The sequence below is a fragment of the Pseudomonas sp. LBUM1656 genome (genome assembly GCF_059716065.1).
Genome location: NZ_CP166800.1, coordinates 3,907,426 through 3,932,738 on the forward strand (window position 1 = coordinate 3,907,426; position 25,313 = coordinate 3,932,738).

The 25,313-nt window shown below is 60.9% G+C and carries 21 protein-coding genes and 1 pseudogene; 5 read left to right on the forward strand and 17 right to left on the reverse strand.

The features are described 5' to 3' along the window. Nucleotide 1: 1 nt before the first annotated feature. Together ACA072_RS17725 and ACA072_RS17730 are read right to left on the reverse strand one after the other, a co-directional pair. Nucleotides 2-1,657, reverse strand: coding sequence for an FAD-dependent oxidoreductase (locus tag ACA072_RS17725; RefSeq protein ID WP_497619456.1), 1,656 nt, complete (start codon nt 1,655-1,657; stop codon nt 2-4). Nucleotides 1,658-1,692: 35 nt separating this feature from the next. Next, a complete protein-coding gene (locus tag ACA072_RS17730) occupies nt 1,693-3,036 on the reverse strand; it encodes an NAD(P)/FAD-dependent oxidoreductase (RefSeq protein WP_497619457.1) in 1,344 nt (447 codons plus the stop codon). A 127-nt stretch (nt 3,037-3,163) separates the two neighbouring features. Between ACA072_RS17730 and ACA072_RS17735 the strand changes: the two genes are divergently transcribed. Continuing rightward, nucleotides 3,164-4,057, forward strand: a complete 894-nt coding sequence (locus tag ACA072_RS17735) for a LysR substrate-binding domain-containing protein (RefSeq protein ID WP_497619459.1) — start codon at nt 3,164-3,166, stop codon at nt 4,055-4,057. Nucleotides 4,058-4,185: 128 nt separating this feature from the next. After that, nucleotides 4,186-5,892 (forward strand): amidase, encoded by a 1,707-nt coding sequence (locus tag ACA072_RS17740; RefSeq protein ID WP_497619461.1) that lies wholly within the window; start codon nt 4,186-4,188, stop codon nt 5,890-5,892. A gap of 70 nt (nt 5,893-5,962) precedes the next feature. Here ACA072_RS17740 and ACA072_RS17745 read toward each other — a convergent pair whose 3' ends face one another. The 8 genes from ACA072_RS17745 to ACA072_RS17780 all read right to left on the reverse strand — a co-directional run bounded on the left by ACA072_RS17745 (nt 5,963) and on the right by ACA072_RS17780 (nt 14,547). Further along, nucleotides 5,963-7,114 (reverse strand): carboxylate-amine ligase, encoded by a 1,152-nt coding sequence (locus ACA072_RS17745; RefSeq protein ID WP_497619463.1) that lies wholly within the window; start codon nt 7,112-7,114, stop codon nt 5,963-5,965. Nucleotides 7,115-7,150: 36 nt separating this feature from the next. After that, the gene (locus tag ACA072_RS17750) at nt 7,151-8,080 is read right to left on the reverse strand and encodes a ZIP family metal transporter (RefSeq protein ID WP_497619465.1); all 930 of its coding nucleotides are present in this window, start codon (nt 8,078-8,080) and stop codon (nt 7,151-7,153) included. 350 nt (nt 8,081-8,430) lie between these two features. Then, nucleotides 8,431-9,255: a DUF3618 domain-containing protein gene (locus ACA072_RS17755; RefSeq protein ID WP_497619467.1), complete on the reverse strand. Its 825-nt coding sequence runs from the start codon at nt 9,253-9,255 to the stop codon at nt 8,431-8,433. Further along, complete coding sequence (locus ACA072_RS17760) at nt 9,252-9,683, reverse strand: phage holin family protein (RefSeq protein ID WP_497619469.1); 432 nt, start codon at nt 9,681-9,683, stop codon at nt 9,252-9,254. Before ACA072_RS17760 ends, ACA072_RS17755 begins: the two co-directional genes overlap by 4 nt. Then, entirely contained in the window at nt 9,683-10,321 is a 639-nt protein-coding gene (locus tag ACA072_RS17765) for a hypothetical protein (protein WP_497619471.1), read from the reverse strand. The genes ACA072_RS17760 and ACA072_RS17765 overlap by 1 nt, the downstream gene beginning before the upstream one ends. 847 nt (nt 10,322-11,168) lie before the next feature. Next, on the reverse strand, nt 11,169-12,494 hold the full coding sequence (locus ACA072_RS17770) for an OprD family porin (RefSeq protein WP_497619473.1): 1,326 nt from the start codon (nt 12,492-12,494) through the stop codon (nt 11,169-11,171). A gap of 138 nt (nt 12,495-12,632) precedes the next feature. After that, nucleotides 12,633-13,982, reverse strand: a complete 1,350-nt coding sequence (locus ACA072_RS17775; RefSeq protein ID WP_497619475.1) for a GntT/GntP/DsdX family permease — start codon at nt 13,980-13,982, stop codon at nt 12,633-12,635. A gap of 184 nt (nt 13,983-14,166) precedes the next feature. After that, on the reverse strand, nt 14,167-14,547 hold the full coding sequence (locus tag ACA072_RS17780) for a RidA family protein (protein ID WP_497619477.1): 381 nt from the start codon (nt 14,545-14,547) through the stop codon (nt 14,167-14,169). Between ACA072_RS17780 and ACA072_RS17785 the strand changes: the two genes are divergently transcribed. Next, nucleotides 14,531-14,866: a hypothetical protein gene (locus ACA072_RS17785; protein WP_497619479.1), complete on the forward strand. Its 336-nt coding sequence runs from the start codon at nt 14,531-14,533 to the stop codon at nt 14,864-14,866. The genes ACA072_RS17780 and ACA072_RS17785 overlap by 17 nt on opposite strands. A gap of 52 nt (nt 14,867-14,918) precedes the next feature. On the opposite strand, the gene ACA072_RS17790 is transcribed toward ACA072_RS17785, so the two are convergent. Beyond that, the gene (locus ACA072_RS17790) at nt 14,919-15,935 is read right to left on the reverse strand and encodes a M14 family metallopeptidase (RefSeq protein WP_497619481.1); all 1,017 of its coding nucleotides are present in this window, start codon (nt 15,933-15,935) and stop codon (nt 14,919-14,921) included. 170 nt (nt 15,936-16,105) lie between these two features. Between ACA072_RS17790 and ACA072_RS17795 the strand changes: the two are divergent. Then, a pseudogene (locus ACA072_RS17795) lies at nt 16,106-16,591 on the forward strand (TetR family transcriptional regulator C-terminal domain-containing protein); the annotation flags it as partial. Here ACA072_RS17795 and ACA072_RS17800 read toward each other — a convergent pair. The 5 genes from ACA072_RS17800 to ACA072_RS17820 form a co-directional block, all read right to left on the reverse strand. Further along, a complete protein-coding gene (locus tag ACA072_RS17800; RefSeq protein ID WP_497619483.1) occupies nt 16,547-17,554 on the reverse strand; it encodes a DMT family transporter in 1,008 nt (335 codons plus the stop codon). The pseudogene ACA072_RS17795 and the gene ACA072_RS17800 overlap by 45 nt on opposite strands. Beyond that, nucleotides 17,554-18,252 carry an ABC transporter permease gene (locus ACA072_RS17805; protein ID WP_497625009.1) on the reverse strand — a complete coding sequence of 233 codons (699 nt, stop codon included), beginning with the start codon at nt 18,250-18,252 and terminating at the stop codon, nt 17,554-17,556. Before ACA072_RS17805 ends, ACA072_RS17800 begins: the two co-directional genes overlap by 1 nt. A gap of 5 nt (nt 18,253-18,257) precedes the next feature. Then, complete coding sequence (locus ACA072_RS17810) at nt 18,258-18,971, reverse strand: ABC transporter permease (RefSeq protein ID WP_462027742.1); 714 nt, start codon at nt 18,969-18,971, stop codon at nt 18,258-18,260. Nucleotides 18,972-19,118: 147 nt separating this feature from the next. Beyond that, entirely contained in the window at nt 19,119-19,907 is a 789-nt protein-coding gene (locus ACA072_RS17815; protein WP_497619485.1) for a transporter substrate-binding domain-containing protein, read from the reverse strand. A 28-nt stretch (nt 19,908-19,935) separates the two neighbouring features. After that, nucleotides 19,936-21,939, reverse strand: a complete 2,004-nt coding sequence (locus ACA072_RS17820; RefSeq protein ID WP_497619487.1) for an aminotransferase class I/II-fold pyridoxal phosphate-dependent enzyme — start codon at nt 21,937-21,939, stop codon at nt 19,936-19,938. A 733-nt stretch (nt 21,940-22,672) separates the two neighbouring features. On the opposite strand from ACA072_RS17820, the gene ACA072_RS17825 reads away from it, so the two are divergent. Further along, nucleotides 22,673-24,427 (forward strand): caspase family protein, encoded by a 1,755-nt coding sequence (locus ACA072_RS17825; protein ID WP_497619490.1) that lies wholly within the window; start codon nt 22,673-22,675, stop codon nt 24,425-24,427. A gap of 45 nt (nt 24,428-24,472) precedes the next feature. Here the strand turns inward: ACA072_RS17825 and glcC are convergent, their stop codons facing one another. Continuing rightward, nucleotides 24,473-25,240: a transcriptional regulator GlcC gene (gene glcC / locus ACA072_RS17830; RefSeq protein WP_497619492.1), complete on the reverse strand. Its 768-nt coding sequence runs from the start codon at nt 25,238-25,240 to the stop codon at nt 24,473-24,475. Between the last annotated feature and the right edge of the window lie 73 nt (nt 25,241-25,313).

A 25,313-nucleotide genomic window follows, 5' to 3' on the forward strand; every position in this document is an offset into this window, starting at 1 on the left:
GTCAGCCCTCGTTCTGCGAAGGGTTTATGTGATCGACGGCATCCTGCGGGCGCTTGGCCACGGTTTGCTGTCCGGTGCACAGCCAGAACGGCGTCCACTGTGACGGCATGTCAAACCAGGCATCCCAGCGGTTATGCATCGACGGCGCTTCCTCGATCTGGCCAATCTGGTGCAGTGACAGCGGACGGACCGGCGGGCGAAACGAGGCCAGCGCAATCTCGCCAACGCTCAAACCGGCGCCGATGCCGAGCAAGGCCGCCACCTGTTCGCGGCAACGACGTCCCTGGCAGGGACCCATGCAGGCGCGGGTGAGACGCTTGGTCACATCCGGGTGGGGGGAGTCGTTTGCCATGGTGTTTTGCAAGGCCGCGTCGGCAGGTGTCCAGTCGAGATAGCGCGGCGGTTGCTGGCCGAGGATTTCGCTGGCCGTGACCTCTTCGCACAGGCAAACGAAGGGTTCGTTCTGTGCATGGACGGTGGACGCGCGCACCCAGGCTTCGCGATTGGCGGCAACGTCGCAGACCGGCTCGTCGGGCATCGACGCTTTGTCGTTCTGCGCAACGTCCACACCCAACGCAGCCAGCACGGTGTGCGCGGCGATCCGGCCTTCGCGCCGGGAAATCGTGTCGTCGAGGCTTTTCGAGGCCCAGACGCCGGCGCAGTCGCCCGCCACCAGAACAAACGGCAACGACGTGCGCTGTGCCGAGTCCGTGTCGGGGACGTGGCCGCCTCGGTCAGCCTGAAATAACGTGCTGCACCCTGCTGCCTCGATCAGTTCGATCGCAGGGATGGCCGCCACTCCTAACAGCACCGTGTCGCATTCGATCTCGGTCAGCGCTCCGCCAACGGGGCTACCCGCAGCGTCGACAGTCACCGCGGTAATCCGCTTGACGCCAAAGGCATCTCCGGCCGCCTCGCGAACCACATGCCCCGTCAACACCTGAGCGCCCTGCTCGAGCATCTGGCCAAGTAGCGTGGAATCGCCACTCACCCGCCCGGCCTGTTCAATGATGGCGGCAATCTGCACGCCTTTGCTGATCAGCGCGTGGGCCGACACCAGCGCTTGCGTATCGCTGCCGACCAGCACGGCGCGCTTGCAGTCCAGCGCCTCGTAAACCGTCGCCAACCGATGTGCAGCGCTTACGCCCATCACGCCGGGGCGATGCCAGCCGTCGAAGGCCAGGCCCATGTCCCGCCTTCCGGCGGCGACGATCACCTGTTTGAAACGCAGCAGCCAAGCGTTTTGGTCATCAGCGAGGCCGGCGACGGCGCCCTCGATCCACGCCGTGGTGCGTTGCTGGGGAAACAGGCCCCAGACCGCCGTGCCGAGCCGCACGTCGACCCCGGCGTCGAGCGCCTCGACGATCTCCGGGCGGGCATCGAGCAGTGACTGCAGCACGCTGTTGCGGTTAGCGACCCCGGCGCCCATTCGGCCACCGAAATGCAGTGGCACCTCCTCGCCCATGGTTTCGAGGGGCACCGGATTTTCGTCCACCAGGGTCACACGCAGGCCATGGCCAGCGGCGGTCAATGCGGCAGCGAGGCCCGCCGGGCCCGCACCGACGATGAGGATATCGGTCTCGTCGCTGATCGGCGGTGCCTTGCCGGCCACCGAGGCGGGATCGTAGTAGAGGTTGGGTGCGAGAGGTCGTTTCACGGTGTTTCCCCCGAAGTCAGGCGCGTGGGTAGGGACTAGAACAGCGAAGACGGCGGCTTGACGTCGCCCTCGGCGAAGCGCGACAGACGCAGCTGGCGCATGTCGAGTCCCGGGTTGCCAGAGTGAATCCAGTCAGCCAGGGTCTTGCCCACAATGGGGCCCATGGCAAAGCCGTGGCCGCAGAATCCGGTGGCCACCGCCAAACCGCGCGGCGACGTTTGCGCATCGATGACAGGAATGCCGTCCGGCAAGACATCGATAGCGCCCGCCCATCGGTCGGCGATCTGTGTATTCACCTGCCCGGGGAATGCGGCTTTGAGCGCGTGCATGGCGGTTTCCAGCCCCTTTTCATTGGGGTGGATAAGCGGATTGCGTTGGTGAATACCCGCGCCGAGCCGCGACGCTTGCGACCACGGCAGGCGCTGGTGCAGATCGGTCAGGCACGCACCGTTCAGATTGAAGCGAAACGATTTACGCTGAGCCCACAGCGATGGCGCATACCAATGGAGCGCGCGCAGATGGCCGAGCGTCATGTCGACGTCGACATGAGCGTCGTCGGCGATGTTGAAGCTGCCATCCAGCCTTTGCCGGAAGCCCACGCCGTTGGCGATCGTGGAAATGCCGCTCAGCGTCGGGCCGGCCGTGGTCCGCGCCACCGTTCCCCTGACCAGCTGCTGCGGCAGGGAGATGCCAAGCATCTTAAGCAGGCGGAAGGTCGTGACCCCGGCGGCGCACACCACCGTTTTCGCCTTCACGTAGCCACGTTCAGTTTCAACGCCGACGACCTGGCCGGCAGCGACATCGATGCCTTTGGCGCCGCACTGTTCGACGATATGTGCGCCCAGTTCACGGGCGCGCATTGCGAACGCACGAGCTACCAGCGTGGGCTCCGCCTGACCGTCGCTGGCGGTGAACAAACCACCCAGTTGCGGGACCGCGTAACCCGGCAGTTTCTTGGCCACCTCACGCGGCGACAGCATCACGGTGTCGAGCGAAAAACTGCGCGCGACCGATAGCCACGATTCGTATCCCTCACGTTCGACCTCATTGCCTGCGACGAACAGACAGCCGTCGTTGCGCCACCCCAGGTCGGTCTGGAGTTCGTGTTCCAGCGAACGCCAGATCTCGATGCTGGCTTGCATCATCGGCACTTCGGCTTCGTCTCGCGATTGCTGGCGCACAAAGCCCCAGGCGCGCGACGATTGCTGACCGGCAATGGTGCTTTTGTCCAGGACCAGAACCTTGGCCCCCGCTTTGCTGAGGTAGTACGCGCATGCACACCCCATCAGGCCGGCGCCGATGATGACCACGTCGACTTCACGAGGCAGGAGGTCCCGGGGTGTCGACGCAGTGGCAAATGCTGCTTCTGGAATGTTCATCAGGAGGACCGCCAGATTGAAAATGACGCGTAGCGCCGTGTTGTTGTTTCGGCTAAGAATGTGCCTCGAACATCCGAAGTTACAGTGATGTATCTGCATTAATCCCATGCGAGGAGCGCATAGACACATGAGCCGCCAACTGCCATCCATCGAGCTTTTGCAGGCCTTCCTGACGGTTGCGAAGACGGGCAACTTTGGCAAGGCAGGTGAGCAGCTCAACCTGAGCCAGAGCGCGGTGAGCCGGCAGATTGCGCAGCTGGAGACACGTCTGGATAACCGGCTGTTCGAGCGGCACACGCGCAAAATCGTGCTCACCGCCGAAGGCCGGTCGCTGGTGCCGGTGGCGGAGCAGGTCATCGGCCTGTTGTCGGATGCCTCGCACATGCTCGCCACCGTGGGACGAAGTGTCAGCCTGCGCGCACACCCGACCATGGCCGCGCGATGGCTGATTCCACGGCTGACGGCGTTTTATGCCTTGCACCCGGAAGTGACCGTCAGTGTCGACACGGTGTATCACCGCTTTCCCGACTTCGCGTTCGAATCGATCGACGCCATGATCGCTTACGGCACCGCCACCTGGCCCGACTTCGAAGCGCTGGAGTTGTGGGAAGAGGAGCTGATTCCGGTGTGCTCGCCAGCCTTGCTGGCCGGGACGACCCCGGAAGAGGTGCTCAGGACCGGACGCCTTGTGGACGCGAGCATGGATCGACTGGACTGGCGCCGCTGGGAAGAGTATTACCCGGGCTCAACCGGGGCCGATAACGCGCATTTGACGTTCGATACGCTGGAGTCGGCGATTGTCGCCGTGAAATGTGGTCAAGGCATCGCGCTTGTCGACGCCGTGCTCACCCGCGATGAATTGCTCACCGGGCAACTGACCCGCGTGCATGCGGGCCGCATCATCACGGGCGGACGTTACACGCTGGTCTATCCAAAGCGGGTGAAGCGCTCAAGCGGTTTTTGCGAGTTCCTCGACTGGCTGGAACAGGCAGTGCCCGGCCAGACCCGAAACAGCGCCTAAACCGTTTCACCGTTTCCTTCTGCGCCCGCCTTGGTGCTAAATAGAACGCCCAGGCTACAAGTCCAGACCCTGTCGCGTATTGCCGTGCAACGAGAAACCGATATGAACACCCATTTTGAGACAACAGCATGATCGAAGTCACCGAAGTTTCCATCGCCCAACTGCGTGCGGCGCTGGAGTCTGGCCAGACCACTGCGGTTGAGCTGGTCCAGGCCTATCTTGCCCGGATCGACGCCTACGACGGCCCCGACACGCCGACCGCGCTCAACGCGGTGGTGGTGCGCAATCCCGAGGCATTCACGGAAGCGCAGGCGTCCGATGCCCGTCGGGCCAAGGGCCAGACGCTCGGTCCGCTGGATGGCATTCCCTACACGGCCAAGGACAGTTATCTGGTGAAGGGCCTGACTGCGGCTTCCGGAAGTCCGGCCTTCAAGGACCTGATTGCCTATCGCGACGCCTTTACCATCGAACGACTGCGTGCCGCCGGGGCGATCTGCCTGGGCAAGACCAATATGCCGCCGATGGCCAATGGCGGCATGCAGCGCGGGGTCTATGGCCGTGCCGAAAGCCCATACAACGCTGATTACCTGACGGCTCCTTTTGCCTCGGGCTCCTCGAACGGCGCCGGGACCGCCACTGCCGCCAGTTTCTCGGCATTCGGCCTCGCTGAAGAAACCTGGTCGAGCGGACGCGGTCCGGCCTCGAACAATGGCTTGTGCGCCTACACGCCTTCGCGCGGGGTGATCTCGGTGCGCGGCAACTGGCCGCTGACGCCGACGATGGACGTGGTCGTGCCGTACGCCCGAACCATGGCCGACCTGCTCGAAGTGCTCGACGTGGTGGTGGCGGAGGATCCCGACACTCGGGGCGATCTGTGGCGGATGCAACCGTGGGTGCCGATTCCGAGCGTCGCTTCGGTGCGCCCCGCGTCCTACGCCGAACTGGCCGTAAAGGCTGATGCGCTTGCCGGAAAACGCTTTGGCGTTCCACGCATGTACATCAACGCCGACCCCGAAGCGGGCACCAGCGAGGCACCGGGCATCGGTGGCCCGACCGGGCAGAAAATCAACACTCGCCCTAGCGTGATCGGTCTGTGGGAAGAGGCTCGCAAGGCGCTCGAAGCAGCTGGCGCCGAGGTAATCGAGGTCGATTTCCCGCTGGTCTCCAATTGCGAAGGTGATCGTCCGGGCGCGCCGACCGTGTTCACCCGTGGCCTGGTGTCCAAAGAGTTTTTGCACCATGAGTTGTGGGACCTGTCGGCCTGGGCGTTCGATGATTTCCTGCGGGCCAACGGTGATCCGAAACTGAACCGTCTGGCTGACGTCGACGGGCCGCTGATTTTTCCCCACGACCCGGGCACCCTGCCCAATCGCGAAGACGACCTTGCCGCTGGCATGGACGAGTACGTGAAGATGGCCGAGCGCGGCATCACGCCGTGGGACCAGATTACAACGGTGCCGAACGGTTTGCGTGGACTGGAAGAAACACGTCGAATCGACCTGGAAGACTGGATGGATCGGCTGAACCTTGATGCGGTGCTGTTCCCGACCGTGGCTGACGTCGGGCCGGCGAATGCCGATGTCGATCTGCAGTCGGCGGACATCGCGTGGAGCAATGGTGTGTGGGTCGCCAATGGCAACCTTGCCATCCGGCATCTGGGGGTTCCGACGGTGACGGTGCCGATGGGCGTCATGCCCGATATCGGCATGCCAATCGGGCTGACCTTTGCCGGTCGCGCCTATGACGATTCAGCGTTGCTGCGGTTTGCTGCGGCGTTTGAGTCGGTTGGTTCCAAGCGATTGGTTCCGCCTCGGACCCCGCCGTTGCAGGGCTGAAAAAGCCGCGAGCTGGACTTCAGCCAAGCAAGCCCCCTGTGGAGAGGGGCTTGCTCGACTGAAGATTGTCTTAGGTAAGCACCATTTCACTTGTGCACGGTGCCTGCGACGTTTCCATCAGCAACTGACCCACTACGTCCGACAGAGCACTGTGCACATCCTCTCCCCCACGCAGGGCTCGCGCATAGACGTCCCGCTGCCGGTCTGCACTGGTGCCGTCCCGCAGAATCCGGCGGACTTGGGCGAACACCTCCTCCACACCCATCTTCTGCGCCGTGTCGCCAAGAATCTGTTGCGCCCTGAACAGCCATTGCCCGGCAGAGAACGGCCGGTCGTAACCTTCCATGATGAAGGAGGCATGGATACCGGACCGTTTCGCCCGCCAGCGGTTTTCCTTGAGAATCCATTGCGACGCTTGCGAATAACTCGATCCCGGTCGAGATTGATCGATAGCGTGGGCCACCAGCAATCGAAACAACGAGGCAATGCACAAGACGTCATCCAGGCGCGGACAGGCGTCCGTCATGCGCATCTCCAGCGTCGGGTATTTCGCGGCAGGCCGCAGCCCCCACCAGCAATCGCCCGCCTGCTTGATCGTGCCAGTGCGGATCAGCAACGCGACGTAGGCGTCATAGGCGCCTTGATCTTCGAAGAACTCCGGAATGCCCATGCGCGGCCACTCATCACACGCGGTCTGCCGGTAGCTCATGAAGCCGCTGTCGGCGCCGTCCCAGAACGGTGAAGACGTGCTCAGCGCCAACAACAATGGCATCCACGGCAAGACTTCGTTCATCACCTGAATACGATCCACGTGCCCGGGCACTTCAACATGCACGTGCAGGCCGGACAGCAGGCTGCGCCTTGCCACACACTGGTAGTCTTCAAACAGTTGAAGAAAGTGCGGGTGGTCCGTGGCCTGCTGCAGACGCCAATCAGCCAAAGGGTGGCTGCCGGCGCTGAGCAGTCCCAGACCGTCCATTTCGAGCGTTCGCCGCAGCCTTGTACGCGCTGAAAACAAGTACTCGGTTGCCTGTGCGACGCTGGTGAAAATCGGGGACGCGACTTCGATTTGTCCCTTGAACATCTCATGGGCAAAACACTCGCCCAACACTGTCTGGCACGCCGCAATCGAAGCGTCGGGAGGGTTTTCGGCCATACACCGGGTGTCGAGGTCGGTGATGAAGTATTCCTCTTCAATGCCGAACTTCAGGTGTCTGTTCATCGCTTCATCCCTCACCTTACGCCCTTGAATTCCAGCCTAGCCTAACGCCGTATCGAGAAACATCATGAGCCCGAACCCTAGCATCAGGCCCAGTGTCGCCGGGGTTTCGTGGCCGTTACGGTGTGTCTCGGGAATCACTTCATGGGAGACGACGAAGATCATCGCGCCCGCCGCCAGACCCAGGGCAATCGGGTAACCCAAAGCGAAGCCCGTGGAAATGCCGAGGCCCACGACCGCCCCCAACGGCTCCATCAGCCCTGAACCGACCGCGATCATCGCCGCCCGCAACGTCGAAATCCCCGTCACTCGCAGCGCCAGTGCAACGGCCAATCCCTCGGGGATGTCCTGGATGGCAATCGCCGTGGTTAATGGCAAACCCACCTTCATGTCGCCATTGGCAAAACTGACGCCGATGGCCATGCCTTCCGGCAAGTTATGCAGCGTGATGGCCAACACGAACAACCAGACCCGATTGATGCGCTGCGATTCCGGGCCTTTGCGGCCAATCTTCTGGTGCTCATGGGGGACAAAGCGGTCCAGCCCGATCATCAGCGCCACGCCCAGGCCCAACCCCAGAACCACGACACACGCCGCCAGCAGCTTGTTGCAACAAATAGCCTGCGCCGCCGCGATGCCCGGCAGGATGAGTGAGAAAGAACTGGCCGCGAGCATCATGCCGGCGGCGAAACCCAGCATGATGTCCTGGGTCCGTGCGGCAATGTCGCGCAAGACCACGGCCAGCACCGCGCCGAGCGCGGTCGCGGCGAAACCCGAGACACCGCCCAGAAATGCATACTTCAGGTTGACCCTGTCCGCCCCGGTCAAGGCGCTGTAGCCGCTGACCAGCAGCAGAGCGGTAACCCCCACCAGGGTCGACCAGAACAGAATGCTTAGCCAACGGCCGCTTTTTCCTGGGTCAAACCAGGCACGCCATGGGGCTCTTGCGGGCGAAGAATGTTCCGACATAAGGACACCTGTTTTCCGTTGGAGCGCTACGCCACACAAAACCCACGCCAACAGGGACACTCACTCGGTGAATGCCCCAATGCGCCGCCCACAGTTATCTGAAGGTGTTGTGCCTGAGAAAATTTTAAAAAGATTAGCCGCTCGCGACAGGCGGCACCTGAAAGGTGTTTTTGCGCGGTTTTATCACCAGTCGTCGGCGCTCAATCAATCGATTCAAACTTTTGTCTGCCTGTAGATCTCCACCGCAGGCACGAGCGTTTTCGTCGTTCGACGGTCCTTGAGAGTCGGAAAAAACGGGAGGCCTGTGTCAGACCTCCCGCTGTTTATGCTGCACGTTATAAAGTGCCTGATTACGAAGTGCCCAAACCTCGGGACAGATCGGCTGGCGTGTCGGGAGCTGCGCGATACTCCCCTTGAGGTTTCGTCTCTACGTCCGAGTGATCGGTAGTTTTGGTCACGGTATCGCGCACGGCTTCGAACCCTTCCCTTGCCTGTCGCTTTACCTTGTCGGCCAGCCCGGCGCTGGTCTTACCCAGGTAGCGTTGCTCGGTCGCTGTCGAAGGCAATGCCGCGCCCAGCATGGCGCCCAAGGCAATGCCCGCCGCCGCGACCATCAGCGGTTGTTCCTTCAGCAGTTGACTGAATTGATTGCCCAGCACCTGAGTGCTGCGCACCAATCGGTCACTGGCGTCATGCACGACATGGCTGATGTTGTCGGTGGCAGCTCCCAGGTTATCGCCCAGGTGCGCGGCCTTGCCTTTGACGCTTTGATAACCGTCCTTGAGCGCGTCCGCCGTCTGGTGCAAATGGCCGCGCGCACTGTCGATGCCGTCAGCCAGGCCATCGGCCCATTCTCCGACGGTGTTCTGATCCGGGCCCACGCGATAGCCTGGACGGGGTGACGGCGGGCGATTCTGGCTCATCATCAACCACAGCAGTCCAACGGATGTCAGCACGGCGGGAACCGGGTTATTGCGAACGCTGGTCCCCAGATTGCTCAGGAAGGTCGTGCCGTTGCTCTGCATCAACGTCAGCGCCTGATCGAACATTTGGCCGGGGGTGAACTTGCTTTCCAGCGCATCGACAATGTTGCCGATACTTGCCCGCTGCGCGTCGATTTCACGCTCGATGGCTTCAGGGCTTTTTGCCGCTTCGGTGTCGAATTCACTGTTCATGAGACTTTCCTCCGCAGCGCTTCCTGGTCTTTGTTCAAGGCATCCAGCGTGCGATCAGGCTTGAAGTGGGACGGCTCGAATTGTTTTTTCCCGGACTGCAGCATGGCGAACCCGACGATCATCACCACCACGCCGACAATCAGCGCCGCCAGCCACGGCGCCATCACGGTGCTGAGGCCATAGACCGCGGACATCAACAGAACGATGAACCCCGCCAACAGGACAATTGCACCTCCCGCAACCCCGGCAATACCGGCTTTTAGTGTCGTGAGACTGGCTTGAAGTTCGGCTTTGGCCAGCGCCAGTTCCTTGGTGAACAGCGCGGGGACTTCACGGGATAACTGGCGTAACAGCCCGACGACCGAAGCGTCATGGTCTGGCGCGTGCAGCGGTCTTGAGCCTGGAAAATCTGGTTCTTCTCTGTTCATCACAGTGCTCCATTGAAGGTTGTCGAGCCCGGTGTCGAGGTCGTTGCGAAGTTCGAAGGTTGGTCTTGTTCGCTCGATGTCGCCGGTGTGATGCCCGGGCTTTGATCGGCGCGTGGCGTCACGGAGGTTTCATAGGGGCGTTGTGCACCAAAGCCGCCTGAGGGAGGCATCGACTGGCCGGCTGCGGGGTTGTCGGCATCGGTGAATGTTGTCGCCGGGGAACTGCCGGCCTTCAGGAATCGCGACAGGCCGAAGCCCAGCGCAATGCTGCCGGCGATGAACAGCCCAGGATTGCTGCGGGCCAGTTCGGCGCCGTCGTGTAGGAGTTGTTCGGCACTTTTGCCGCGCAGGTTTCCGGCCAGGCCACTCATGGAGTCCGCCATGTCGGCCAGGTAATCGGACATGCCGAGGGTGTCTTTGCTTTCGAGTTCGGAGACGGCTGATTTCGCGCCCTTGGCCAATGCCTCGATTTGATCGGCTGCGGTGTCGCGGTATTGGCCGAATTGTGCGTCTGCCTGTTGTCGTGCGCCCTCAAGTGCCTCCGTTACGTCCTCCTTCAAGTGTTGATAGCCTGGCTCTGGCCCTGGGGAATTGGGCTGGTCTGGCTGACTCCCGGTGGTGTTGTCTGAAGTATTCATGTCGTCCCTCGCCTTCTGTTTTTTAAACAAGCGTTCCGGGAGTTCGCAGTGAGTGCCAGGCTCCCTCACTGCAGATGACGAAGAGGGGTGATTGGGAGTTCCAATGGAATGATGAGTGATGTGTTCAGTTCGTCGGCTACCGGTTTTGATGTGATCCCGAGTGGGGGGCATATCCGTTATTTCGGTCACGGCGGGTATTGGTTCCGCCCTTACGGCGGGTCACTTTCGAAAAGCGCGAAAGTAACCAAAGCGCTTTTGCCCCTGACGTTCGGTGCCTCGCTGTGGCTCGGCATGCCCTCGCTCCTCGGATGTATGCATTCCCCCTGTGGGAGCTGGCCGGCTAGCGATGGACGTTAACGATTATGCGTGCGGTCTGAATGAACGCGGTGTCTGGACGTCCATCGCTAGCAGGCTAGCTCCCACAGGGATTTTTTGGCGGGCATGACATGAGTGTTCACTGCCGATGACCTTGACGCACATCAGGTCGGCCGTCAGGCCGCCTCGCTTTGGCTTTGGCTTTGGCTTTGGCTTTTGATCTTGCTTTTGATCTTGATCTGCCCCGTCGGGAGGCCGAGTGGAGGTTCTGCGCAGTGGGCACCGCGGCAAGGATGCCGCGGTAGCCGCCCCCGGCCATGGATGGCCGATGGCGGCGGGCCCATGGAGCAGGACCGGAGCGAGGGCATGGCGAGCCTGGGCGAGGCACCGGACGTCAGGGGCGAAAGCGTTTGGTTACTTGGCGTCGGGCCGCGCAGGCTCTTCCAAGTGACCCGCCGTAAGGGCGGAACCCATAGCCGCCATTACCACAAAAACGGATATGCCCCCGACCTCGTCAACTACCAAACCATGGTTACAGCAACGAAAGCGTGTAATTAATGATGAACCGATTCTGATCCACATTCCGCCCAGCATCCGTATTCGACTTGCCATTACGCAAGCTAAACCCAAGCCCCTTGAGCGACCCCGACTGCAACACATAATCGAGAGTCATATCCCGCTCCCACTCCGACTGATCCCCCGCGTTTTGCGCCTTGATCCCCGTCCCCTTCAGATACGCGATCGTAGCCTTCAACCCCGGCACCCCCAACGGCGCAAAGTCATAGCTGTACTGCCCAAAATTCGTCTCCTCCCCCGCCCGGGCAAAGCTCTGGATCATGCGGTCCGTAGGCAGATAAACGCTACCACCACCCGCCCCCTTATCGATCAGGCTGCCCTGGTTTGGCTGGACAAAGTTGCTGCCATCCCCCACCCGCTGGTGCCCCAGCGACACCGCATGACCACTGTTGGCATAGGTCACCATCGCCACCCAGGTGTTGTTGTCGATCTCACCGTTGTTGTCCTCGGTATAACCCGACACCCGATAACCTTGCGCCCTGCCTGCAGCCGAACTGTTGGCACCCGTCGACGTCGTGCGGAAGTAGCGCAAGTCAGTGGTGAAGGAGCTTTTGCCGTCAATTGGCAAAACGTGCGTCAGACCGAAGAAGTTCTGGTTGTAGAAATCTTCCATCTGCGCAAAGTAATACTGCGCCTTCAAGTCCTTGGTGACGTTGTAGTCGCCCCCGGCGAAATAGAACTTGTTGCTGTCCTGAGTGCTGCCCGCCACCGACAGCCCAGTACGGTCAGTCGAGGCACGACCCACCGCGTGTTCAAGCACACCGCTGGTCAGCATCAAGCCATCGATGTCGGTCGAAGTGACCTGCGCACCGGTGAACGATTGCGGTAATACCCGGGCATCGTTCGAGATCAGGATCGGCAATTTCGGCAGCAGCGTGCCGTAGCGAAATTCGGTTTTGGAAATGCGCATCTTCGCGGTCGCGCCGAAGCTGCTCCAGGTATCCGCCGCGCCGTCGCCATCGGTCGGGATCATCCCGCTGCCGTTGTGTCGGCCGGTGCCGCTGTCCAGCGTAACGCCGAGCAACGCCTGGGCATCGACCCCGAACCCGACCTTGCCTTGGGTAAACCCGGACTCGTAGCGCAACACAAAACCCTGCGCCGCCTCCTCGGTTTTCGAAGGCTCGGCCGCGCCGTCGCGATTGTCGCTGTTGAAATACAAGGTGCGCATCGACAGGCTGGCTTTGCTGTCTTCGAGAAAACCGTGACCCTTAGAGTCGGCGGCCTGTGCGCACATCGAACCGGTGGCCAACAAGAGTGCGGTGGGGATTGCTCGCTTGAACATACGGTGCTCCAGGGTGATTTTTTGTTTTTTTGATTTCTTATGCGACCGCGATCCACCGCTGGCACCCAACAGCGGCGCGCACGATGACGCGCTCCATGGGTGACCATGAGCCTTGAGGACAGCGATCGGGTATTCGGGTCAGATCAGGTAAGAAAGACCCACGGTCAGCGCGAAAGCCACCACCGAAATAATGGTCTCGAGCACGGTCCAGGTCTTGAAAGTCTGGGCAACGGTCATGTTGAAGTATTCCTTGATCAACCAGAAGCCGCCGTCGTTGACGTGAGAAAAAATCACTGACCCCGCGCCCGTCGCCAGCACCAGCAGTTCCGGATGCGGATACCCCAGACCAATGGCCACCGGCGCCACGATGCCCGAGGCGGTGGTCATCGCCACGGTGGCCGAACCGGTCGCGATCCTCATCAGTGCAGCAAACAGCCAACCCATGATCAGCGGTGACAGGTGAAATTCGTCGGCGAGGCTGACGATCTGGTTGGTCACCCCAGCGTCCACCAGAATCCGGTTCAAACCGCCACCGGCACCGACCAGCAAGGTGATGCTGGCGGTCGGTGCCAGGCATTCGTTGGTGAACTTGAGGATCGATTCGCGGCTGAAGCCCTGGGCGATGCCGAGGGTCCAGAAGCTCAGCAGGGTTGCCAGCAGCAGCGCGATCACCGAGTTGCCGATGAACAACAGGAACTGGTTGAAACCGCTGCCCGGCGTGGAGATCAGGTTGGCCCAACCGCCGATCAGCATCAGCACCACCGGCAACAGGATGGTCGCCATGGTGATGCCGAAACCCGGCAGACTGTCCCGCGGTTCGCGGTCGAGGAACTGGCGCTCCAGCGGGTTCTCCGCCGGCAGTTGAATGCGCGGCACGATGAACTTGGCGTACAAGGGACCGGCGATGATCGCGGTCGGAATGCCAATCAGAATTGCATAGAGCAAGGTCTGCCCCACCGACGCCTGATACACCTGCACCGCCAGCATCGCCGCCGGGTGCGGCGGCACCAGCGCATGCACCACCGAGAGGCCGGCGACCATCGGCAAGCCGACCATCAGGATCGACACGCCCACGCGCCGCGCCACGGTAAAGGCAATCGGCACCAGCAATACAAAACCGACCTCGAAGAACAACGGCAGCCCGACCAGAAAGGCGATGCACACCATGGCCCAATGCGCGTTCTTCTCGCCGAACCGGTCGATCAGGGTGCGCGCCACCTGCTCCGCGCCGCCGGACTCGGCCATCATCTTGCCGAGCATCGTGCCCAGCGCCACCACCAGCGCGATGTGCCCCAGGGTTTTGCCAACTCCGGCCTCGTACGCGCCGACCACGCCGGACGGCGGCATGCCGGCCAGCAGCGCGAGGCCGATGGAGACCAGGGTGATGACAATGAACGGATTAAGCCGGTAACGGGCGATCAGAACGATCAGGGCAATGATGGCGATGGCGGCATACACCAGCAGCCAATAGCCGAAGGACAGGGTCATGCGGTACTCCTCGAAAGGGTCACGTCGAATGGGTTGTGAAACTCATAAAACATTTCGAGGCGTGATTTTCAAACGAGGCGAAACTAATTTTCGTAGAGGGATAAGGGTTGTCGCGCAGAGGCATGAAGCGTCGGTGTTTTTGAAATTGGGTCAGGCGGATTTTCATCACACCTGACCCGAAACGTCAGGCTTTGGCGGCCATCGCGGTGACTTCCACGCGCATGCCTTCGACTGCCAGAGCGGCCACGCCGACGGCGGCACGAACCGGCCACGGCTTGGCGAAAAAGCGCTTGTACACTTCGTTGAACGCGGCACGGTCGGCCATGTCGGTGAGGTAGATGGTCAGGTGCAGAACCCGGTCCATGGAACTGCCGGCGCCTTCTAGCGCGATCTTCAGCGCCTGCAACGTGCATTCGCTTTGCAGGGTGATGTCGCCCAGTTCCAGGCTGCCGTCGGCGCGGGTGGGAATCTGGGTGGAGACGAGAATGCCGCCGAAGCCGGTAACGTCGGAGGAGATGGAATCCACGTCAGGATCAGGAGTAAACGCGATGTCTTGGTTTGCCATGGAGGATCTCTTGCTTAAAGGGGTAAAGAGGCGGTCGATGCCTTTTGCTCAGACAGTTTACAGCCCGCAGCCTGGAATGCGTGCGCGGCTGACCCGCAAGAAAAAATCTCGAACTCCCTCCCAGGTGCTGCATCCAATGTGTAGGTCAACGGAGGTACGCACGATGAACAACGATGACAGTGTCCGTAACATCGAACGGGATCGGAAAGACAGGGAAGCTGAAGAAGTCGATCCAGCAACGCTTCCCGAAGAGGAAGAAGCCGACGCGCTCCAACGAAAAATAGACGAGATAGAACGCAAAGTGGCAGATGGAAACTAGCGGGGAGGCCATCCCCGCGTGTGTTCAGCGGGGATGGCCTATGGCTCTGCGCCTAGTTCGGGTCCAGTAACCCGCCACTCCAGTTACGCGACACTCGGCTCCCGGTGAATTTCGCCACGACCATGCCCTGCGACACCAATCGATCCCGGTAACGTGTGACCATCCGCCCCGCTTGCTCGGCCACCAGCACCACTTCGGAAGACGGATCACCGGGCCGGCGCAGAATCCGTGCAAAGCGCTGCCCTTCCTCGACGAAATCGCCCAGTTCCTTTTCAAAGATCAGCACCCCGGGTTGCGGTGCGAGGATGGTTTCCATCTGGCCCATTTCCATCGCCTCGACGGGCCAGTCGCCGGGTGACAGCGCCTCGTCGATGACCCCGTAACTGCATAGCCAGGCGTACAGCCCTGCGGCATCCTGCTCGGCCAATCGATCGCTGACATCGCCCTGCCCGCGCAACTCCAGGGTCGCGGCCATGCGCTGGTCGGTGACGCCATCGCGCAACCAGGGCGCAATGATGGTTTCTTCGAAGGAGCCGTCGCCGCCGTCCTCCCAGATGATCGCCACGTCCATTTTCATCGCCGCTGCCAGCTCGCGGCCACGGGGCCAGAAGCTGCGGTGCACGTAGAGGTACGGCAAGGCTTCGTCATCGGTGTGCAGGTCGAGCATCACATCCGCCGTGGCCGCCAGTTGCACCAGTTTTTTCTGCCATTCCTGGACGTTGGTCGAGGGTTGTTCCATCGCGGCTGAAAGGTCGAATGCGCGGTTGAAGTTATGCCCGGTCGCGTCGTGAAAGCGACCGAGAATCCGCCCTTGGCGAAACTGCCCGATGCCCAGGGGATTGGCTTGCGGCACCACGGTCACACGGCCCTTGAGCCGGCCCTCCGCCTCGGCGACCTGAAGCCGTTGCATCAACAGATGCAGCACCAGCATCCCGGCGATTTCGTCGGCATGCACCCCCGCCTGCAAATGCACCGTCGGCCCGCTGCCGTCGCCCTCGAAGTACCAGGCGCCGACTTGCACCGCGTCGCCATTGTTGTTGCGAACACCGAACGAAATATCCCGCGCCATCTGCTTGTCCTCCCCCGTCATGACCGTTAAAAACCGATGCATCGCTGCCGACACTGGAGATTGAACGCACGTTCAACTAAGCTCGCCAGCCTGGCACTGCACCCAAGGATTCCCTTGTGACCACCCCCCCTCCGAAAAACCGTCGCGCAGAGCCCGATGAGCGCCGCGAAATGCTGGTGGCCGCCACCTTGCGTTGCCTGGTCCGTGACGGACATGCCGGCATTTCCGTGCGCCGCATTGCCACCGAAGCGGGCGTCTCTGTCGGCCTGCTCAATCACCATTTCGGCAGCATCGACGCGTTGATCGCCGACACCTACCAGAAGATCGCCAGCGAACTGACCACCGCCCTGCTCCAGGAAATCCAGCAGGCCGGCACACCCGCGGAAAAGATGGACGCGTTCCTCAGCGGCTCTTTTTCGCCTCGGGTCATGGACCCGCAGTTGCTGGGCGCCTGGGTGGTGTTCTGGAGCCTGATTCGTCACTCGGAACACGTCAGCCAGTCCCACGAAAGAAGCTACAGCGCCTACCTCGATCTACTGCGCCAGTTGCTGGATGACATGGCCGCCAGCGAAGGGTTCGTGATTCACGACACGCGTCTGGCCGCCATCGGTTTATCGGCGATGCTCGACGGACTCTGGATCGAGTGGTGCCTGAACCCCGAAACCTTCAGCCCCGCCAACGGCCTCCACATCTGTCGTTGCTGGATAAAGGGGCTGCGTCACGGAGCATTCAGCGCCGACGACGTCTTGTGATGGATGACGACCGAAGATCATCGCCAGGGTGCCGCTGACCGCGATCAGCCCGGCACCGATCATCAGCGACACGTCCATCAGCGTGCCCCAGATCAGACTCGACAGCAGGAACGCCCAGATCAGCCCGGTGTATTCAAACGGCGCCAGCAAGGTGGCGGTGGCTCGGCGAAAACTGGCGAACAGCAGGAACTGGCCGATACCGCCCACCAGACCGGCAGCCAGCATCCCCATCCAGGCCGGGGTCGGTGACGGGGTGTGCGTCCAGGGCAACGCGACCGTCATGCACAGCACAAACACCACGTTGGTGATCAGCATCTGCTCCAGCACTGACGTCTGTTCATCCACCTGGCGCAACTGGATGTAAGTGAACGCCCAGCACATCGCCGCCAGCAGTGTCAGCACGATCGGCCACGGATCGGCGATGTTGCTGGGGCGACAGGCGATGATGACCCCGACAAAACCGATGATCAGGGAAAACCACTGCCAACCGCTGGAGCGCTCTTTGAGAATCACCGCCGCCAGCACCGTGACCATGATCGGCGCTGAAAAATACAGGGTGGTCATTTCCGCCAGCGTCAGGTCCCGGGCGGCCGTGTAATACAGCAGCCAGGCGACAATCGACAACAAACCGCGCACCACCAGCAAGCGTCGGCTCGGCGAACGCCAGGCCCGCTGGACCACGCGCAGGCGCCCCGCCAACAGACACGCAACGACCACCACCAGGCTGCGCCAGAACAGAATGGTGACCACCGAGTAATCGGCCACCAGCCACTTGATGACCGCGTCCTGCAACGCCAGGAACGCGTACCCCAACGTGCACAGGCCAATGCCCTGCAGCGAGCGGTCGACAACCCCTGACGTGCTCATTACACCGACCTGCGCACGGGCGTCCCGCGCCGTTCGGCAAAGGCAAATAGCGCCTCGATCAGGAACGTCAGGCACACATAGACCCCGGCCACCAGCAACAGCGGCTCATAGACCTGCAGGGTTTGCGCCCGCACCACGTTGGCCGCGCCCAGCAGATCGACAATAGCAATCGTCGAGGCCAGTGCTGTGGATTTAAGCAACATCACGGTCTCCCCGGCCAGTGTCGGCAACAGCAACCGTAGCGCCCGAGGCAAGCGCACCCGCAGCAGCGACTGGCGCGGCGTCATGCCAAACGCCGAGGCCGCTTCCATCTCGCCTTTGGGCACCGCCAACAGACCGCCGCGAATCACTTCGCCGACATATGCGCCTACCGACAACACCAGGGCGAACACGATGTACCAGTATCCGTCGCGCAAATACGGCCAGAGAAAACTGCCGCGTATCAGCGGGAATTGCGCGAACAGGCTGCCGAGCCCGTAGTAGAAAATGTAGATCTGGATCAGCAACGGCGTACCGCGCAACACGCTGGTGTAGAACAGGCTGGCCCTGGCGATCACCTTGTTTTTCGAGATCCGCGCCAGCGCCACCAGCACCGCCAACGCAAAACCGAACACACTGGAAATCAACAGGATGGTGATGGTCGTTTGCAGCCCCCGGCCCAACAGCGCCGCGTATTCAACTATCCACGCTGGAATCATTTCAGTCACTCAGCCAAAGGCATCCAGCGACGAATACGTCGCTCGAGCCGTCCAGACAGGTAGTTGGACACCAACGTCACCGCGTAATACATCGCCGCGGCCGTGAGGTAGAACAACAAGTAATGACGCGTCGAACCCGCCCCTTGCTTGGCGGTGTACAACAACTCGTTGGTGCCGACCACACTGATCAAGGCGCTGTCCTTGATCAGGTTGATCCACAGGTTGGCCATCCCGGCCATCGCGTACGGCGCCATGATCGGCAGCGTGACGCGTCGGAACAGGCCGAAACCGCTCAGGCCGAATGCCCTCGCCGCTTCGATCTGGCCGAAGGGAATCGCCTGGATCGCCGCCCGGAAAATCTCCGAGGCGTAGGCGCCCTGCACCAGGCCCAGCACCACGATGGCGGCCAGCGGACCGCTGACATTCATGACACCGTAACCCATCTGGGCCATCAGCGAATTGAGGAGCATGGAGCCGACGTAGTACAGCAACAGGATCAGCAACAATTCCGGAATCGCGCGGAACAAGGTGGTGTAACCGCGCATCAGTGCCGCGATAGGCTTTGGCGCGCCAAGCTTCAGGCAGGCCACCACCAGACCGATGAGCAGCCCGACCACGAAGGCTCCGGCCGATATTTGCAGGGTCATCCAAAGACCCTTCAACAGCGCGCTGCCCCATCCTGTTTCGCTGAAGTTGATCAATTCGAACATGGCTGGCATTTCAGTCTCCAATCGTGATCCTTGAAAACACCACAACATCCCTGTGGGAGCGGGCTTGCTCGCGAAAGCGGTCTAACATTCAGCATCAATGTTGACTGACAAGACGCCTTCGCGAGCAAGCCCGCTCCCACAGGTTTTGTGTTCAGGTCAGAAGGCAGGTTTCACGCTGGTACCGAAGTAGTGTTGGGACAGGTCGTCATAGTCTTTGCTGGCCAGTAACGAGGTGATGGCCTTGTCGAGCCTGGCCTTGAGTTCCGCATCGTCCTTGCGCAGACCAGCGCCCACGCCTTTGCCGAAGATCGGGTCATACGGCACGGCGCCCAGATAATCGAGGTTGCTGTTGCGGGCATCCGGCGTCTGCACGAAAGCCGCCATGGCCGTGCCGTCCGCCATCATCAGGTCGATGCGCCCGGCAATCAGGTCGGCGTTGGCCGAGTCCTGGGTGTCGTAATACTTCACGTCAGCGATTTTTTCGTAGTACTGCTTGAGGTAGCTGGCGCTCACGGTCGAGTTCTGCACACCGATGATCTTGCCCTTGAGGTCATCCGGGTACTTTTTCACCGACGTGCCTTTCGGCCCGACAATCGCAATCACGGAGTCGTAATACGCCTTGCTGAAGGCGATCTGTTTTTCGCGTTCTTCAGTCACCGACATCGAAGAGAAAATCACGTCGATCTTTTTCGCCAGCAACGACGGGATGATCCCGTCCCACGCCACTTCCTTGATCTCGCACTCGGCTTTCATTTCGCTGCACAGCTTGTGGATCAGGTCGACCTCAAAGCCTTTCCACTCACCGTTGGCCTGCTTCTCGGTGTACGGCGGATAGGGTTCCGCTGCGACCGCGAACCTGATCGGCTGGGCTTGCGCGGCGCTCATACCAGCCAGCAACACGCAAGCCACGCCCGTCATCCAGTTTGCCAAACGTCGATTTCCCATGATTTTGCCCCGTCTTTTTATGATGTTATTAGCGAGTCTGATGAGCGTTGACGAACTGTCGGCAACGCTCGCTGCGTGGGTGTACGAACACTTCGTCCGGCGTACCGGCTTCCTCGATCAACCCTTGGTGCAGATAGGCGACTTTGGAAGAGACATCGCGGGCGAACGCCATTTCATGAGTCACCAGGATCATGGTCCGGCCTTCTTCCGCGAGGGAGCGGATCACCCGAAGCACTTCGCCGACCAGTTCCGGGTCGAGTGCCGAAGTGGGTTCATCGAACAGCATGACCTTGGGCCGCATGGCCAGGGCCCGGGCGATGGCCACCCGTTGCTGTTGTCCCCCGGAGAGAAACGCCGGGTACTCGTTGCGCTTGGCCGCCAGCCCCACGCGTTCGAGCAAGGCTTCGGCCCGTTCAGTGGCCTCCGCACGGCTTTCACGCAGGACCTGGGTCGGCGCCTCGATGAGGTTTTCCAGCACCGTGCGATGGGGCCAGAGGTTGAAGTTCTGGAACACCATGCCCAGGCTCGAACGGATACGCACCAGTTGCTTGGCGTCCTTGACCAGCGGTGCGCCGGGACGGTCGAAGTTCAGGTGAATGCTTTCGCCGTCCACCAGAATGCGTCCCTGATCCGGCACTTCGAGCATGTTGATGCAGCGCAGCAAGGTGCTTTTACCCGAGCCGCTGGCACCGATCAGCGAGATCACATCGCCTTCGCGGGCCGTCAGGGAAACGCCTTTGAGCACCTCGATATTGCCGAAGCGTTTGTGCAGGCCATCGACCTCGATCATGGTCTTGGCCTTGACCGGTTCAACCGCCGCTTCGCACGTGACACGGCTGATCACCGGGCGTGGCGCTTCGCCTTTCAACACCAGGACAAAATCGCGAATGCGCTGGCAGGCCTGGGCCAGTCGTTCTTCACCCAGGGTGAATGAAAGCCGCACAAAACCTTGGGCCGGCTCACCGAACGCCGCCGCGTCCAGCACCGAGACGCGTGCCTCGCGCAACAGCCGCCAGGCGAATTCCAGAGAGGTCAGGCCGGTGTCGCGCACGTCAACCAGTACGAACATGCCGGCATCGGGGTTGAGCACTGAAATCCCCGGGCAATCCGACAGGCTGGTCACCACCAGATCGCGACGACGGCGATAGATGTCGCGCATGCCGTGGGTCACGTCCTCATGGGCCTGAACCGCCTTGAGCGCGGCCTCCATGACAAACCCCGGCAAGCCGTAAAGCATGCTCAACACCAGGGTTTCGGCGTGCGCCACGAGGGCTTCATTGGCGACGATCCAGCCGGTGCGCCAGCCGGTCATGGCGTGGGATTTCGACAGACTGCCGACCACCACACACCGCTCGGCCATGCCCGGCAACGCCGCCAGGCTGAGGTGCTCGCGTTCGAACGTCAGGCTCTCATAGACCTCGTCCACCACGACCCACAAGTCATGCTGGATGGCGAGGTCGGCGATGGCTTGCAGCTCTTCGCGATTGAGCACCACGCCGGTGGGGTTATTCGGGTTGGAGAAGAACAGCGCCCGGGTGCGCGGGGTGATGGCCTTGGCCAACACGGCGGCATCGAGGCGGAAACCTGAATCCGCGGAGCACGGCACCCGAACCAGCGTGGCGCCGGACGCCTTGAGCGTCGCCTCGTAGGTCACGTACATCGGGTCCAGGGCAATCACTTCGTCGCCGCTATTGAGCAGGCACATCGAGGTGATGAACAGCGCGTTCTGTGCCCCCGCCGCGATGATCACGTTGGGTGCCGTCACCTTGCGGTCGAACAGCAAGCTGTATCGGGCGGCGATGGCTTCGCGCAAGGCCTGGCGGCCGGCAATTTCGGTGTAGTGGGTATCCCCTTCGCGCAGCGCATGAATCGCGGCATCGGTGATGAAGTCGGGGGTGGGGAAATCCGGGTCGCCGACGCTGAGAATGATCACATCCTCACCACGGCGCTGGGCTTCAAAGGCCGCATTGTGAATATCCCAGGCGGCGACGCCGTCGCCTGAAATCCGCTCAACAAAGGGTGAAAACCGCATGCCAGTGCCTCGTTCGAAAAGAAGAAACGCAAGCCCGCGCTACCAGCCGGGGAGGTGGAACGAACATAGTCGAAGCTGAACACTCGTTCAACAGAAAAGTGACCAGGGTTCGCGTTCAGCGTAAACAGGTCGTTTTTACGACAGTCGTGCCGTTTCCAGGTCCTGGATCGGCGGTGAGCTCGAGGAACCTCGTTAGCTGCACATTATTGTCGTGAGGGGACTGCTTTGGTTCTTCACAGGAAGTTGCAACTGCAGCGTTCGAGAATCCCTGCAATCCATGATTTTTATTTTTACACGGGCACTTCGCATCTGACTGTTTCAAAAATGATTCTTCTGTTTCATGTGTGGCACACTTATTTGTAACGCAAGTAATACACTTAAAAACCAGACGTAACAGCGTTTAATAACACCCACTCTGAATCTGAAAATACACCTCCCATAAATCACTTTAATTGCAGAAACCAACGCCTTTTTACTCAATATTAAATGATAGTAATCAACAACTTATTAACACAAAAAAAACAGCAACAACTGGCCCAACTTAAAAATGGCGCCTTCATTCCAATTCATCATAAGGAAAATTCGAACTCATTTAACTCCTCTAATATGCTCAACGCGACAGCACTTATTCCAACAACATATCCCCCTCCAAACGCCAGGCGTTAATAGTCCCTTACTCAGAAATTCACTTGAACATCGCCGGCAAGTCAGCCCTCACTGCAAGGGAATGAAAATGAAAATTCTGTGTATACATGGCATCGGTCACGAAGAGGCAGACGAGAGTTTTCAGGAGTCCTGGCATCGGGCGATTACCACGGCCATCGCGCGCGTTACACCGAGTACCAACGTCGAGCTGGATTATTTTCAATACGACGAGCGCTTTTCCTCCAGTGGTCTGGGGGCGTCCGACATCGCCGAGGCTACGCTGCGCCTTCTGACCAGCGCGGTCATCCATTCAGTGGGTGACGTGTTCCGCCGCAATCGCGGCATCGGGCAGTTTCCCGACCGCCTGCGCTGGACGGCCGGCATGGTGGCCCAGTGGTCGGCGGACGAGGCGCTACGGGCCACCCTGCGCAAGGACCTCGCCAGCGTCATCAGCGATTCGCAACCGGACATCGTCTGTGCGCACAGCCTGGGTACGCTGGTCGCTTACGACGCTTTCCGTCGGGATCCTTCCCTGATGCAGAATCGGGTGCTGATCACGTTCGGTTCGCAGATTGCCAACCCGGCGGTCCGTGAGACATTTGGCGGACGCATCGAAGGCATCGACGATGCGCGCAAGTGGTACCACCTCTACAACGAGCACGATCAGGTTTTTACGGCACCGTTATTTTTGCGTGATACCAACTTCACCCAGGTCATGACGCCGTTCGATAAGCCCGGCGACGTCCTCAATCATGACGCGACTTACTACCTCAGTCATGCCGAGACCGTGACCAATGTCTGGGGCCCCCTGTTGCAGTCCGGCAAAACGAAAAGCTTCGACAAACGGCTCGCCGCCGTCGACAAGTCACTGGGCATTGCGGTCCCCAAGGCACGCACTGTGCGTCGCTCGCGGGACAAGGCGTTGCTGATCGGCATCAATAATTACCCCAACCCTTCAGACCGGCTCGAAGGCTGCGTCAATGACGTTTTCCTGATGAGTTCATTGTTGCAAGAGTCGAAATTTTCGCCGGACGATATCCGCGTGGTACTCGATGACCGCGCTACTGCGGCAGGCATTCGCGATCGCCTGCATTGGCTACTCGACGACGCCCAGGCCGGTGATCGCCGGGTGCTCTTCTATTCCGGACACGGTGCGCAGATTCCCAATACCAATGCCACAGGCGAAGCCGACCGCATCGATGAATGCCTGTGCCCGTGGGACTTCGACTGGACGCCGGCACGCGCCATCGTCGACAACGACTTCCGCGATCTCTACATCCAGCTACCGTACGACACGCAATTCATTACGATTTTCGATTGCTGCCATTCAGGCGGCATGACGCGTGACGGCGCACACCGCGCTCGTGGACTGACGCCGCCGGATGACATCCGCCATCGTGCGCTACGTTGGGAGCCCGGGCTGCAAATGTGGGTGGAACGTGATTGGGTGAAACGGGCTCGCAATAGTGCCCAGAAGGCTGAGGCGGCCAACACCGTGAGCAATCGCGACGGAATCCGGCGGGTCGGCCAGGCCATCGCAGTGCGTGGTTATGACGATAAGCTCTACGATAAACGACGCACCGCTTATAAGCACAAGGGCCCTTTCCTGCCGATCCTCATGTACGCCTGCGGCGAATCCCAGCTGTCTTACGAGTACCGTCACGGTGTTATTTCGTACGGCGCATTCACCTACGCGCTCGCCCAGATCCTGCGCTCATCGAAACAGCGTCCGACGTTCAACGCCCTGGTTCGCGCGACAGGCAAGCTCCTGGCCGAGCTGGGTTATGACCAGAAGCCCGCGATCGTCGGGCCGAAGAATCTGCTTGGCAAAGTCGTTCCCTGAGTGTTCAACCGTTGGAGATAGAGGAGCAGGCGAAGGCAGGCAGCCTCACACCCATCCTTCCAGGCGCAACGTGGCTCGGACCAGGCGCTGCTCCTCGCTTTCAATTTCCCGCAGGTTCTCGCAGATGCTCTGAATGTGCGCAATGGCGGCCTTGCGCGCCTGCTCCGGCATGCGGCCGGTGACGGCGTTGTAAAGTCGGGCGTGCTGTCGGTCGATCTGACGTTTTTGCGGTGCGCGGTGGTAGAGGTTGTTGACCGAGGCGAAGACGGTGTTGAGCAGCAAGTCCGTCAGCGAGCGCAAGGTCTGCACCAGCACCGGGTTGTGCGAAGCCTCGCAGATCGCCAGGTGAAAGGCATGATCGAGTCGCGCATGCTCGCTCGCTTCCATCGATCGCGTGTGAGCATCGAGCAAGGCTTTATAGCTGCGGGTGATGAGGACAAAATCCGCTTCGGTCCCGCGCAGTGCAGCCAGGCGAGCGGACTCGCCCTCCAGCAGGCTGCGGACTTCGAACAAATCGTAAAGCGTGCGCGGTTGTGAACTGAACAGGTGCATCAGCGGCGACGTGGCACCGTGGCCCGACAGCTCCGCGACAAACGATCCCTTGCCCTGCTCCGTCTTGATGATCCCCCGGGCGCGCAACACCTTCAGCCCCTCGCGAAGCGCTGTGCGCGAGACGCCGAGTTTTTCGGTCAGGCGACGCTCCGAAGGCAACAACTGCCCGGTCTTGAGTACACCGTCCACGATCAGCCGTTCTATGCGCTCACAGACCACGTCTGCGACTTGGGGATTACGGCTCACTTGCGCACTGTCCATCGAACCTCCAACTGGTATGACCAGCCTCGCCGGCAAAACCCTTCACGCTCGAATACAACCTTAACTGCCTGTT